The organism is Streptomyces sp. PKA51 (assembly GCF_057552455.1).
In genome coordinates this window covers 44,252-57,855 of record NZ_BAAJPZ010000025.1, presented here as the reverse complement: position 1 = coordinate 57,855, position 13,604 = coordinate 44,252, and the positions used below count along the sequence as shown (strand labels likewise).

Below are 13,604 nucleotides of genomic sequence, written 5' to 3'. Positions count from 1 at the left end.
GAGGACAAGGACTGTGACACCCACGACCGACCGCACATGGTGGGCCTTCGCCGGAGTCGGCCTGATCAGCTTCCTCGGCTGCATCGACCTGACCATCGTCAACACGGCCGCCCCGCGGATCCAGGCCGATCTCGGCGCCTCCGTGACCGACCTCCAGCTCATCGTCAACACGTTCATCGTCGCCCTGTCGATGTTCATGGTGACCATGGGCCGGCTCGCGGACACCTACGGCAGGCGCCGCGTCCTCTACACCGGAACCGTCGTCTTCGGCCTGGCCTCGCTCGGTGCGGGGCTGGCCCCGACCACCGGCTGGCTCATCGCCTTCCGCTTCGTCCAGGGCGCCGCCGGAGCCATCCTCTACACCTCCACCGGAGCCATCGTCCAAAACGCCTTCCCCGCCGACCGGCGCGGTCGCGCCATCGGCGCCCTCTACGGCGTCAACGGCTTCGGACTGGCCATCGGCCCCCTCCTCGGCGGCGTCATCGTCTCCGCCCTCGGCTGGCAGTGGGTCTTCTGGCTCAACGTCCCCCTGATCGTCGTCGCCCTGGGACTGTGCTCCTTCAGCGTCCGCGAGTCCCGCAACGAGGACGCCGGGCCCGGTCTGGACTGGCCCGGCCTCGTCCTGATCAGCCTCGGCGTCCCCGCCGTGGTCCTCGCCTTCACCCTCGGCGACACCTGGGGCTGGACCAGCCCCCGCACCCTCGGCCTCCTCGCCTTCGCCGCCTGCGCCCTGATCGCCTTCCAGGCCGTCGAACGCCGCGCCGCCGACCCCATCATCGGCTTCGGCCTCTTCCGGCACCGCGCCTTCCTCGGCGCCATCGTCTCCGACTTCGCCCTCGCCTGCTTCTACGCCACCGTCCTGTTCCTCCTCCCGCTCTATCTCAGCGACGTCCGCGGCTACGACGGGTACGCCACCGGCGCGCTGCTGCTGCCGTGCACGGCCGTCATGGCCGCCCTGTCGCCCTTCGTGGGCCGGCTCACCGACCGCTACGGCCCCCGCAGGCTCCTGGCCGCCGGCTTCACGGCGTTCACCGCCGCCGCCCTGCTGCTGTCCGCCGTCACCCCCGGCAGCGGCATGCCCCACCTCGTCCTCGCCCTCGTGGCCATGGGCCTGGGCTGGGCCCTCGTCCTCGGCCCCGCCACCGTCTCCGCCCTCTCCGCCGTCCCCGAACGCCAGGCCGGCCTGGCCGTGGGCTCCTCCTGGACGTTCCACAACCTCGGCGGCGCCATCGGCCTCGCGGCAGGCGTCAACCTCTACCGCGTCAGCAGCGACCACACCCTGGCCGCCGAACTGAGCGACCACCAGATCGCACCGGGCCCCTGGACCAAGGACGTCGTCGCCGACACCCACCAGGCGACCGCCCTCCTGCACGGGCACACCTCCCTCACCCCCGACCAGGCCCAGGCCGTCTTCGCGCGCACCTTCACCGACGGCATGCAGGCCGCCATGACCCTCCTGACCGCCACCTCCCTGGCCGCACTCGTCGTCCTCGGCCTTCTCGCCCTCTCCGCCCGCCGTGCCACGGCACCCGCCTGCGAGCCGGCGCTGGACGAGGAGGCGGCACGCTGAGGGAATCACCCCGTCCCCGAGCCACCCCTCCCGTTCAGCGCCGCAGCCTGCTCGCGCAGGGCGTCGACGAGGGTCGTGACCTGGGGATGGTCGCGCCGGCGGCCGATCGTGGCGACGCCGATGTGCCGGGTCGGGACCGGTGAGGTGATCGGGACGACGTGCAGGCCCGGCACGTGCGGGGTCAGGGCGATGGAGGGGACCAGGGCGATTCCCATGCCCGCGGCGACGAGCGAGCGGGCGAAGAAGTAGTCGCTGGTCGTGCCGCGCACCTGCGGGACGAAGCCGGCGCGCTCGGCGTAGCGGCGCAGGTACGCCTCGGTCTTCAGACAGCCGAGCACCCACGGCTCCGCCGCCAGCTCGGCCAGGTCGAGCACGTCGCGGCCGGCCAGCGGGTGTGCTGCCGGCAGGACGACGTGCAGGGGGTCCTCCAGCAGCGCGGTCCACTGCAGGCCGGAATGCGGGCCTTGCGGCCCGGGCAACGGGCCGTCGAAGTGGTAGGCGAGCGCGAGGTCCACGGCGCCCTGGCGGACCAGGGGCAGGCTGTCCTCGGGCTCGCCCTCCCTGACGTGCAGCACGGTGTCGGGATGGGCCGCCGTGAGGCGGCCGAGCGCACCGGGCAGCAGCAGCCTGCCCCCGCTGGTGAACGTGGCGACGGTGAGCTGGCTGCGTCCGGTGCCGAGCCGGTCGACCTGCCGCCGGGCGTGGGCGAGTTCGGCGGCGACCGATTCGGCGGCACCGACCATGATCCGGCCGGCCGGGGTGAGGGTGACGCCGCGGGTGCTGCGGGCGACGACCCGCGTGCCGAGGCTGCGTTCGAGGGCGGCCACGTGCTGGGAGACGGCCGAGGGGGTCAGGTGCAGGGCGCCGGCCGCCTGGTTGAAGCTGCCGTGCTCGGCCACCGCCCGCAGGACGCGCAGCCGCTGGATGTCGATCAACAGTGTGCCTTCATACGTCGTCAGTAAGTGATCACTTCTGCTGGTGACGGTAGATCCCCAGGATGGAGGCATGCAAAAGATCTGCGTCATCGGCGGAAGCCGGTACTTCGGCAAGCTCCTCGTCCAACGCCTCCGGGCGGCCGGCCACCAGGTCACGGTCGTCAACCGCGGCTCCACCCGGCCGCCCGCCGGCGTCGAGCACCTCGTCGTCGACCGCAACGACGAACCCGCCCTGAGGGCCGCGCTGGGCACCCGCACCTTCGACGTCGTCGTCGACCAGGTCTGCTACACCCCCGTGCAGGCCGCCATCGCCGCCCGCGTCTTCACCGGCCGCACCCGGCGCTACGTGATGACCTCCACGATCGAGGTCTACGACCCGGCGACCGCCGCCCTCGCGCCCCTGCCGGAGGACACCCCGGTGCCGGAGGAGAACGTGGACACGGCCGCCTGGCGGGTCGCGACCGATCTGCCCTGGCACGACGAGGCGTACCTCCAGGCGCACTACGCCGAAGGCAAACGCCAGGCGGAGGCCGTCCTCACCCAGGCCCCCGGCTTCGCGTTCGCCTGCGTACGCAGCGCCCACGTACTCGGCGGCGGCGCCCAGGAGTTCACCGGCCGGCTCGCGCACTACGTCGAGCGCATCGCCCGGGGCGAGGAGATCGCCGTGCACGCCCACGTACGGCCCAGCGTGTTCATCCACTACGAGGAGCTGGCCGACCTGCTGCTGTGGGCGGCCACCGCCACCGGCTTCACCGGCCCCCTCAACGCCTGCTCCGACGGCCTTCTCGACGTACGCGACCTGGGCGCCGCCGTCGCCGCACAAACGGGACGCCGGCCCCTGTACCGGACCGTCGCCGAGGGCGAGAGCGCCTCACCGTTCTCCTTCGACCGCCACTACGCCATGAGCAACGCCCGCGCCAAGCACCTGGGCTTCTCCTTCTCCCGCACCACCGACTGGCTGCCCGGCGCCGTCGCCGAAGCCCTCGCCGCATCCGCCGTCCCCGCCCTCTGAGGAAGACAAGTCACCATGCACCACCGCAGCATCGGCAACACCCGCGTCAGCGCCGTCGGTCTGGGCGCCATGCCCCTGTCCATCGAGCACCGCCCGGACGAACAGCGCGCCATCGCCACCGTCCACGCCGCCCTCGACGCCGGCATCACCCTCATCGACACCGCCGACAGCTACCACTGGCACGCCGGCGAGGAAGGGCACAACGAGCTCCTCATCGCCCGCGCCCTGGCCCGCTACGGCGGCGACACCTCCGATGTCCTCGTGGCCACCAAGGGCGGCCGCGGCCGCCCCGGCGACGGCAGCTGGACCGTCACCGGCCACCCCGAGCACCTCAAGCGCGCCGCCCGGGCCTCCGCCCGGCGCCTGGGCAGCGAGGCCATCGGCCTCTACCAGCTCCACAAGCCCGACCCGGCCGTCCCCTGGGCCGACTCCGTCGGCGCCCTGCGCGAGCTCCTCGACGCCGGCACGATCCGCGCCGCCGGCATCTCCAACGTCACCACCGCCCAGATCCGCCAGGCGCACGCCATCCTCGGCGACGGACTCGTCTGCGTACAGAACCAGTACTCGCCGGCAGCGCGCGACAGCGAGCCCGAGCTGCGGCTGAGCACCGAACTGGGCCTCGCCTTCCTGCCCTGGAGCCCGCTCGGCGGCATCACCCGCAGCTCCCTCGACGGCCCCGCCACCGCGACCTCGGCGGGCACCGCCTTCCACCGCATCGCCGCCGAGCACGGCGTCAGCCCCCAGCAGATCGCCCTCGCCTGGCTGCTGGCCCGCTCCCCGGCGGTGATCCCGGTGCCGGGAGCCAGCCGCCCCGCCTCCATCCAGGACTCCGCCCGGGCCGCGAGCATCGAGCTGAGCGCAGCGGAGCTGGCGCAACTCGAAGCGGCGCTGCCGAGCTGAACCGGGCCGGCACCGCAGCCTTGGCACGGCAGTCCGGAAGAACATGCATTCACACCTCTCCTCGACCGACACGCTCCGTGCCACCATGTCCACTTATGGCGCAGGGCGAGTGTGAGGGCGAATTACGGCGCATCGTGCGTATTTCCGCACCCGGGGACCACGTGCAGGAAAGAGACGTCACGTCGCTGGAGGCATGGCTCAAGGGAGAGCCGGAGTTCAAGGGCCAGGTACAGGTCAAGCGTGCACCGCGGCGCGCGGAGAGCGGCGCGCCCATGGGGCCGCTGCTGGACATCGTGCTCCACGTGGTCGACTGGAGCGGTTCGGCGGTCGCGGCCACGCTCGTCAGCCGGGTGGCGGACTCCATCAAGGAATGGCGTACGAGCCGCCGGGCCCTCGGCGACCAGGATCCGCCGCAGTTCCGGGCAGAACTGGACGACGAGCGGGATCAGCACGATGGCGGGTCCTGAGCCGCACGGGCGGCAGCGCAACCGTGCCCTGCTCGTCGGAGTCACGCAGTACTCCAGCGGAAGACCGCTGGAAGTCGCGGACGACCTCGGTGACATAGCGGCCGTCCGGCACAATCTCGAGCAGCTGCGCGCAGTGCTGCGTGCGGGCGGCGTCTTCGACGAGGACGCGATCGAGTTGCTCGAATCCCCGGGGCTGGAGAAGTTCGAAAGCCGCCTCGGCCACGCACGGGACCACACCGACGGACTGCTGCTCGTCTACTTCGCCGGGCACGGCATCGTCGACACGCGAACGAACAGCCACGGCCGGCTGTTGCTGGGCCTGCGCGACGCGAAAGTCGAACACGGCGGTCCCAGCTTTCCCGGCTGGGTCCGCTGGGACGACGTGCTCAACCGCCTCTCCTCCGGCGTCCGGCGGCCCCGCCGCACCGTGGTGATCCTCGACTGCTGCTACGCGGGCAACGCCGCCGGCGCCTGGGAGGAACTCGACGAGCAGGACCAGGAGCGCATCGCGCTGCTGCTGGCCGTCCAGAAGAACCAGCGCATCGACGCCGGCGACCCCGCCACCCCCACCCCGTACACGGCGGAACTCGTACGGTTCCTGGCCCAGGGCGTCGGCGACGGCGGCGGACCGGTCGGCCTCGGGGCCCTGCAGGAAGGACTCGCGGCCCGCCTCAAGGACAGGCAGACCGTGGGCCGCAAGCGCTGGAGCCCCCAGGCCTGCCACAAGGACACCGCGACCGCCGAGATCCTCGCCCGCCCACCGGAACCGGGCGACGGCACCGCAAACCCGGACGGAGCCGAAGCCGGGGAAGGAGCCGGTACGGTACGGGAAACCGGCATCGCCACCGCACCCCCGTCCGGGCGCCGTCGCCTGATCCTCGCCACGCTGATGACCGCCGTGGCCGCCGCTGCCGCAACCGTCCTGTGGTGGCTGCTCACCGGCGATGCGAAGAGCGAGGGCCCCGCCGCCTCCTGCGCGAACCACCCGCCCCTCGAACTGCGCGTCCTCACCGATCCCGACCTGCTGCCGGTCACCCGCAAGGCCGCGGACGGCTTCGTCGCCTCCCGGGCCAACACGGACGAACACCATTGCCGCCGCACCGGCGTCACGGTCTACAGCGCGGGGGCTGCCGAGACCGTCGAGGCCTTCCGCACCCAGTACGGCGAATGGGCACACGTCGGCCGTGCCGGATTCAACCCCGTCGGCACCGTGGGCCCGCAACCCGACGTGTGGATCCCCGCGTCCTCGGCCGCCGCACGGCGCGCCCAGGACGAGGCGGGCAACCAGTCGTCGGTGCTCACCCTGGAATCCGACAACAAACCGCTCGCCTACGCGCCCATGGTGCTCCTCCTGCCGGAACAGCTCGCCGAGAACGCGGGCGCACGCACCGGCCGCAAACTCGCCGAACTGATGACGGCCATGAGAGCCAAGAACCAGCAGGCCGAGGTACGGCGGCCGGACCCCGCACTCACCGACACCGGCCTGGCCGCGGCCCTCGGCCTCTACCGCACCGACGCGCCGCGCACCGTCGAACGAGGGCAGCGCCGCCAGGGGCGGCCCGCGCCGACGGGACGGGACCTCGTGTGCGCACTGGCCCGGGGGAACTCCGCCGAGGAACGCGCCACCGACCGGCGCACCGCGGTCCTGGCGGCCGAACCCACCCTCGCCCAGTACCGCAGTTGCGCGGGGGAGACCGGCGTGACCCGGGTGGCGGAATACCCCGACGACGTACCCGCGCTCGACCCGGTGTTCGTCCACGTCCGCTGGAACGGCGCCCGCCGGGACGAAAGCGACCGGGAGGCGGCGGTCCGGCGATTCCACGCCTGGCTCACCTCGGACGACGGCCGCACGATCTTCCAGGGCGAAGCGTTCCGCAGCACGCCGCCGTCGCCCCTGCCGCGTGCCCTGAGCGTCGACGAGGCGAGCGACACCCTCGAAAAGCACCGGCAGGCCACGGCCGCCAGTCGGGTCTCCTTCCTCCTGGACAGCTCGGGATCCATGAGCCGGTGGTGGGACGGACCGAACGGCGCCCGCGAAATCCTCAAACAATCGCTGAGCCGCTTCGGCCCCGACGACACCTTCGGCGTGTGGTCCGTTGCCTCGGCCGGATCGGATCCCCCCTACCGCGAACTCCTGCCCTTCGGCACGCACGGATCCTGGTCGAGGACGGCCGACAAGAACGAGCAGGAAAAGGCAGCCGACGCCGGACGGAAGATCGACGCGGCCACACCGCAGATGAACCTGGAAGCGGACATCGGCGGCGCCCTGCGCGCGGCACTGGACAGGATGCCCCGCGGCGACGAGGACGACGGCCATCCCCAGCTCGTCGTCCTGCTCACCGACGACGAGGACAACGACCGCCTGGACGCCGCCCGGCAGAACGACCTCCTGGCCTTCGTGCGCGACCGGAAAGTGCCCGTGACCATGGTGTCGTTCGACTCCGGCGGCTGCCTCAAGGACCGCCTGGACCTGCGCGTGGCCGAAGCGAGCGGAGGGACGTGTCTTGATGGCCGGGGCGACCTCGCGAAGGGGCTCGACGCCGAGATCGCCCAAGTGGCACAGGGCCGCCAGTAAGCACGACGGGGGAAGGACCATGAGGCACGGAAAGACGCTTTGCCGGTGGATGTGCGCCGCCGTGCTCCTTCTGGGCGCGACGACGGCCTGCACCGGGGGCGAAGGCAACGGCGAACAGGCCGGACCGCCCTCGGTACGGCCGCTCACCGGCACCCAGCTCGTCATCGCCACCGGCGTGGACGTCACCGGCAAGAACGGCATCCGCAAACACCTGGTCGACGCATGGAACACCCTGCAGGAAAAACAGCACTCCCCCTACCGCGCCCAGGCCGTCATCCTGCCCGGCTCCGCCGACCTGCAACGAAGCCAGCTCCTCGCCGCACTGCAGTCCGGCAGCGCCGGCTACGACATCGTCAACCTCGACGTCACCTGGGTCGCCGAATTCGCCGCCGCCGGCCTCGTCAGGGAACTACCGCCGGAATTCGTCGACGACGGCGACGTCATCGACAAGGCCGCCGCCACGGCCCGCTGGAAGGGCAAGGTCTACTCCGTTCCCTACAACAGCGACGTCGGCCTGCTGTACTACCGCCGCGACTACCTGATCGACGGCGCCGGAATCGAGGAGAGCAAGCTCACCGCCCTCACCAAGAAGGACGCGACCTGGAACGACGTCGCCTCCCTCATGGACGGCGTCGACGCCTGGGCCCGCGCCGACAAGACCGAGAAATCGAAGAACTACCGCAGCGCCTGGACGAGCCAGCTCGGCCCCTACGAGGGCCTCACCGTCAACGGCACCGAGGCATTCGCCTCGGCCGGCGTCCACCTGACCGACGACGACGGCGACTACACCGCCACCCCCGCCGACCTCACCCGAGGCATAGCCGAATTCCGCCGCCGCACCGGCAGCGCCCACACGCTCGACTCGGCATTCGACTCGGACGAGGCCGGCACCCTCAAGGACTTCGCCGAAGGCCGAACCGCCTTCCTGCGCCACTGGCCCTACGCCTACCGCACCCTGCACACCGCACTCGGCAGCGGCAAACTCGGCGTCGCACCCCTGCCCGGAGCCGTCCTCGGAGGCCAGAACCTGGCCATAGCCGCCAACCCCGCCATGACGCAGGAACGCATCGCCAAGGCCAGGGAACTCGTCGCATTCCTCACCGACAGGACCAGCGAACGCTGTCTGCTCGACGCCGGCTTCGCCGCCACCCGCACCTCCGCCTACACCGACCCGGCCGTCTCCTGCGACGGCGACCGCGCCTCCCCGAGCGCCCCCGCCCACTCCGAGGGCAACGCCGCCGACATGCCCCGCGACCCCTCCCACCGCCCCCTGTACGCCCACGACACCCTCCTGCCCGCCCTCCAAACCGCCACCCTCCGCCCCCGCACCCCGTTCTACGGCGCCTTCACCCACGCCTTCACCACGCAGCTGAACCGCCTCCACACGGCGGCGCAGGCACGGTCGATGCCCGACGAGGCGGCAGCAAGGGAACTGCACGAGGAACTCCGCAAGGTCCTGCCGAGCAGCTGAGCGACAACCAGCCGCTCACACCTCGCCCACCCACCCCCGCAGCGATGTCTCCCGCTCCGCCCGCCGGGGCGCTGCGGTTGCCCGGGTTTCCCACCATGACGGGGAACGGGGCAACCCTTCCCCCATGGCCCCGCAAGCGGTGAGCTGTTGTCTGCCGGCCGGGTGCCGGACCGTCTTCTTCTCCTGACCCTTTTGAGGAGTTCCTCCGTGAAGCGCACGACCCTTCGCGCCGTTGCCACCTACGCACTGGTCTCGGCCACTCTCGCCGCAGCGGTTTCCCCTGCAGCAGCCGCCGTTACGGCCAAGGCCGCCGCCAAGGCGCCGTCCGCGACGATCGACAAGATCCTCATCGGTCAGGGGACCATCCCCTCGGTGCTCGTCTCGTTCGACTACGCCTGCACGGCGGCGACCGAGCGCCTGGACGTCACCCTCACCTCGTTCCCGCCCGTCCCCGCGCCCGCCACGTACCTGAAGGCGACGAAGACCAAGAGGGAGCTGCGCTGCGACGGCGCGCGGCATGCCGCCTTCGTCGAGTGGACGGACCGGACCATCGACAGGAGCACGCCCGCGCGTGCCGTCCTGTCGTTCCACGACAAGTCCGGCGAGCTTCAGGTGCCCCTGGTGGAGAAGACCATGAAGCCGGGCACGGGAACGCCGCCGATCGGCATCGGCTGACCGCAGGGGCTGCCGGGCATCAGGGACAGGGCGTCCCGGGAGGCAGGTCGGTCAGCAGGTCGTGCCACTCGTGGGCGGTGCTGAGGGCACAGACGCGGCCTGCGACGTCGTCCGGGTCGAGTTCCCACAGGCGACTGGTCCGGTCCGAGCTCGCCGTGGCCAGCGTGCGGCCGTCGGGCGGGAAGGCGAGGGAGACCACGGCGTCGTCGTGACCCGTCAGGGTGGCGACGGTACGGTGATCGCCGGTGTCCCAGAGCCGGACCGTGCGGTCGGCGCTGCCGCTGGCCAGGGTGCGGCCGTCGGGCGAGAACGCCAGGGCCTTGACCACCCCGGTGTGACCCGTCAGGGTCCGGATCCGGCGCCGGGTGGCGGTGTCCCACAGGCGGATGGTGCCCTCCGATCCCGCCGTGGCGAGGATACGGCCGTTGGGGCTGAACGCCAGGGCCCATGTGGTGGCCGACTGCCCGGGCAGGACCGCGACGAGGCGGCGGGAGGCCACGTCCAGGAGCCGTACCGTGCCGTTGGCGTTGCCCTTGGCCAGGGTGCGGCCGTCGGGGCTGAAGGCCAGGGTGACCGTTTCATCGCTGTCCCCGCTGACGACGACCTCCGAGCGCCGCGACGCCACATCCCACAGGCGTGTCGTACGGTCCGCGCCCGCCGTGGCGAGGAAACGGCCGTCGGGGCTGAAGGCGAGGGCGAGCACGGCTTGGACGTGACCGGAGAGGATCGCCTTCGTACGCCGGGTGGCGGTGTCCCACAGGCGTACGGCCCCGTCCGCACCGGCGCCGGCCAGGGTCCGGCCGTCCGGGGCGAAGGCCAGCCCGGTGACGGCCTCGGACGGCCCGGACAGGGCGGTGACCGGCCGGTGGCTGCGGACGTCCCACAGGCTCACCACACCCTTGGCATCACCGACGGCCAGCACCTTCCCGTCGGGGGAGAAGGCCACCTGACGCGGCATGACCCGCGTGCCGAGCGCGGTCGTCATCGTGCTCGACGCGATGTCCCATATACCGGCCCGCGGCGGTTCCCCGGAGGCACCCGCGGAAGTGCCGGGGCCGGGCTCCTCCAGCGAGACGGTCGCAAGGTGACGACCGTCGGGGCTGACCTGCACCCCGTTGACGGGCAGTTCGCTGGTGAACGTGGTCGTCGCCTCGTGGCCGGTTGCATCCCACAGACGGATGGTGCGGTCGTGACTCGCGGTGGCCAGGGTGCGGCCGTCGGGAAGGAAGGCGACCTGGGCCACCACTGCGGTGTGGCCGGTGAGCACGGCCACCGGCCGGCGGGACGCCACGTCCCACAGGCGCGCGGTGCCGTCCGCGCTCGCGCTGGCCAGCGTCCGGCCGTCGGGGGAGAAGGCCGCGGACATCACCGAGTCGGTGTGCCCTTCGAGGGTCGCCGACTCCGTCAAGGTGGCGGTGTCCCACAGCTTGATCGTGTGGTCGTTGCACGCGGTGGCCAGCGTCCGGTTGTCGGGGGAGAAGGCGATGTTCATCACCTGCTGCGTGTGCCCGGTCAGCACGGCCGTCTGCCGGTACGTCGCCGTGTCCCACAACCGGACCGTGCGGTCGTGCCCGGCGGTGGCCAGGGCGCGCCCGTCGGGGCTGAAGGCCACACCGAGAATGCCGCCCTCGTGGCCGGTGAGCGTGGCGAGCACCCGGTGCGTCGTGACGTCCCACAGCTTGGTGCTGCGGTCATGGCTGGCGGAGGCGAGGGTCCGTCCGTCGGGCGAGAACGCGAGCGCGTTGACGCTGTGGGTGTGCCCCCGGAGCGTGGCCAGCACCGTTCCCGAAGCGGCATCCCACAGCTTGACCGTGTGGTCGTCGCTCCCGGTGGCCACGATGCGCCCGTCGGGGGAGTACACCACGGCGTTGACGGTGGCCGAGTGGCCGTTGAAGTCGTCGGCGTGATGCCGGGCGTAGGTGCTCAGCAGGCTGCTGCGGGCCTCCACGGTGGGCGCGTGCCGGTAGGCCGTGAGCGCGGAGAGCATCGCGGCCTCGGGGGACTCCCGGGCCAGCAGCTCCGCCCGGGCGGCGAACTCGCGCGACAGGGCGAGCCGGTGATTGCTCTGGGACGTGCGCCACTGCTGGAAGGCCAGCGCCCCGGCGGTCGACGCCAGGACCAGCAGCACGGTGAGGACCGAGGTCAGCGTTCGCAACCGCCTCAGACGGCGCTTCCGTGCCCGTACCTTCGCGTCGTCGTGGCGGATGCTGGCGTCGAGGAACGCCCGGGTCGCCGAGCCGGGCACGACGCGTCCCGGAGCCGACGCCCACTCCCGCGCCGCGGCGAGGCGGCCACCGCGGTAGAGCAGCCCGCCGTCGCGGCCCTCCGCCTCCCACACGGCGGCCGTCTCCGCCAGGCGCTGGTGGACGCGGAGCCCCGCACGATCGTCGTCGACCCACCGGCGCAGCCGGGGCCAGGCGGACAACAGCACCTCGTGAGCGAGCTCCACGCGGTCGGCGTCGTGGGTCAGCAACCGGGATTGGGTGAAGGCCTCCAGTACGGCAGCGGCGTCCCCGGAACCCTCTCCGGCCACCTGCAGCAGGTCCGCCCGTCGTGCGGGACGGCCGGTCTCCTGCTGCTCCTCCCCGACGTTGACCAGCTGCAGCAGGACGTGACGGGCCGCTTCCCGCTGAGGGGCGGTCAGCGACTGGTAGGCACGCTCGGCCGTCGACGCCACCGCACCGGATATGCCCCCCGTCAGCTGGTACCCGGCCACCGTCAGGGACGCCCCCTCACGGTGCTGCCACGTGCACAGCAGGGCGTGCGACAGCAACGGAAGAGCACCGGGCCGCAGGCCCCCGCCCCGGCCGGGGGAGCCGGGCCCGAGCCCCGCGTCGCGCAGCAGGATCTCCACCAGCCCGGCCTCCACGGCCAGCCCGGACCGCCGCGCCGGACCGGTGATGACCTCGCGCACCTTCCCCTCGTCCATCGGCGCCAGGGCCACCTGCCCCCGCTGCAGGGACGGAGCCAGGCCGGGATCGGCGAGGCAATGATGGTAGAAGTCCGCTCGTACACCGAGGACGACCAAGGCACACGGCCGGTCCTCGCCCCCACTCGTGTGGGACAGCGCGAGCAGGGCGGCAATGAAGGCAGCCCGCTCCTCGCCGTCCCGGCAGAGCGCGAAGACCTCCTCGAACTGGTCGACAACGACCACCAGACCGGTCATGCCCGAAGCGGAACGGCCGACGGAGGGGCAGAGCCCCGCCCCCACCTGCTTGACGAACGTCTCCGGCCCCGCGCTCCACGCGTCGGCCAGCTCCTGCCGGCCGACACCGCACACGGCCGCCAGCCGGACCAGCAGCGTCTCCCAAGGACGCTCACCGGGACTGATCACCACAGTCGGCCACGCCTGCGAGCCCGGTACGGGCAGCGCCCCCCGGGCAAGGGCCGGCAGCAGCCCCGCCCGCAGCAGCGAGGACTTGCCGGCACCGGACGGCGCCACGACCGTCAGCGGGCCGCGACCGCGGCCGGCGAGCCGCTCGGCCAGCCGGGCGACGAGCTCGGCCACGGCCTCCTCGCGCCCGAAGAACCACTGCGCGTCCTCGGGCCCGAAGGAGGACAGCCCCGGGTACGGACAGACATCGGTGTCCGCGGACCGCCCCCCGCGGCACGCCCCGGCATTCGCCGCCCGCGCGAGCTCCTCCAGCGCCCCGTCCGTCCCGAGCGCCTGGTCGCACGCCCGGGCCAGCCCCAGGGTCAGCGGCTTGTCACCGTTCTCGACCCGGCTCAGGTAGCTCTTGCTGTAGAAGGCGAGCCTCGACAGCTGCAGCAGCGACACCCCCCGCTCCCGCCGCATGCGCCGCAACTGCTCCCCGGGCGGGCCCGGAACAGCCGTCCGGCCGTCATCGACTCCCCTGCAGGGCGCTGCCCCCTCGATCACTGTCGCATGGCCTTTCCTGATGACCCGAGTGCGTGCGCATCTGCCCGCTGTGCGCGTGCTTACTTGCATTGAGGAGGAATCATCTCATCAGGCGCGGAGCGCAGAAGCCGAGCTATGTG

General features: G+C 72.3%; 9 protein-coding genes and 2 pseudogenes. 7 read left to right on the top strand and 4 right to left on the bottom strand.

All coding sequences use genetic code 11. From position 1 onward, the window contains the following. Nucleotides 1-13 precede the first annotated feature (13 nt). Complete coding sequence (locus AC27L3_RS26530) at nucleotides 14-1,570, top strand: MFS transporter (protein WP_487236584.1); 1,557 nt, start codon at nucleotides 14-16, stop codon at nucleotides 1,568-1,570. A gap of 5 nt (nucleotides 1,571-1,575) precedes the next feature. Here the strand turns inward: AC27L3_RS26530 and AC27L3_RS26525 are convergent, their stop codons facing one another. Then, a complete protein-coding gene (locus AC27L3_RS26525) occupies nucleotides 1,576-2,505 on the bottom strand; it encodes a LysR family transcriptional regulator (RefSeq protein WP_487236583.1) in 930 nt (309 codons plus the stop codon). 70 nt (nucleotides 2,506-2,575) lie between these two features. Between AC27L3_RS26525 and AC27L3_RS26520 the strand changes: the two genes are divergently transcribed. From AC27L3_RS26520 to AC27L3_RS26495, 6 genes are all read left to right on the top strand, one after another. Then, nucleotides 2,576-3,517 carry an NAD-dependent epimerase/dehydratase family protein gene (locus AC27L3_RS26520; protein ID WP_487236582.1) on the top strand — a complete coding sequence of 314 codons (942 nt, stop codon included), beginning with the start codon at nucleotides 2,576-2,578 and terminating at the stop codon, nucleotides 3,515-3,517. Between the two features lie 15 nt (nucleotides 3,518-3,532). Next, nucleotides 3,533-4,417 carry an aldo/keto reductase gene (locus AC27L3_RS26515; protein ID WP_487236581.1) on the top strand — a complete coding sequence of 295 codons (885 nt, stop codon included), beginning with the start codon at nucleotides 3,533-3,535 and terminating at the stop codon, nucleotides 4,415-4,417. A gap of 95 nt (nucleotides 4,418-4,512) precedes the next feature. Then, nucleotides 4,513-4,884, top strand: coding sequence for an effector-associated constant component EACC1 (locus AC27L3_RS26510; protein ID WP_487236580.1), 372 nt, complete (start codon nucleotides 4,513-4,515; stop codon nucleotides 4,882-4,884). Beyond that, nucleotides 4,871-7,459 carry a substrate-binding domain-containing protein gene (locus AC27L3_RS26505; protein WP_487236579.1) on the top strand — a complete coding sequence of 863 codons (2,589 nt, stop codon included), beginning with the start codon at nucleotides 4,871-4,873 and terminating at the stop codon, nucleotides 7,457-7,459. The genes AC27L3_RS26510 and AC27L3_RS26505 overlap by 14 nt, the downstream gene beginning before the upstream one ends. 61 nt (nucleotides 7,460-7,520) lie before the next feature. Then, a complete protein-coding gene (locus AC27L3_RS26500; protein WP_487236578.1) occupies nucleotides 7,521-8,930 on the top strand; it encodes an extracellular solute-binding protein in 1,410 nt (469 codons plus the stop codon). A gap of 207 nt (nucleotides 8,931-9,137) precedes the next feature. Then, a complete protein-coding gene (locus AC27L3_RS26495) occupies nucleotides 9,138-9,605 on the top strand; it encodes a hypothetical protein (RefSeq protein WP_487236577.1) in 468 nt (155 codons plus the stop codon). Nucleotides 9,606-9,624: 19 nt separating this feature from the next. Here AC27L3_RS26495 and AC27L3_RS26490 read toward each other — a convergent pair whose 3' ends face one another. The 3 genes and pseudogenes from AC27L3_RS26490 to AC27L3_RS26480 form a co-directional block, all read right to left on the bottom strand. Continuing rightward, a complete protein-coding gene (locus AC27L3_RS26490) occupies nucleotides 9,625-11,592 on the bottom strand; it encodes a WD40 repeat domain-containing protein (protein ID WP_487236606.1) in 1,968 nt (655 codons plus the stop codon). 339 nt (nucleotides 11,593-11,931) lie between these two features. After that, nucleotides 11,932-13,167, bottom strand: a pseudogene (locus AC27L3_RS26485) (ATP-binding protein); the annotation flags it as partial. 87 nt (nucleotides 13,168-13,254) lie between these two features. Continuing rightward, a pseudogene (locus tag AC27L3_RS26480) lies at nucleotides 13,255-13,554 on the bottom strand (helix-turn-helix domain-containing protein); the annotation flags it as partial. Nucleotides 13,555-13,604 lie beyond the last annotated feature (50 nt).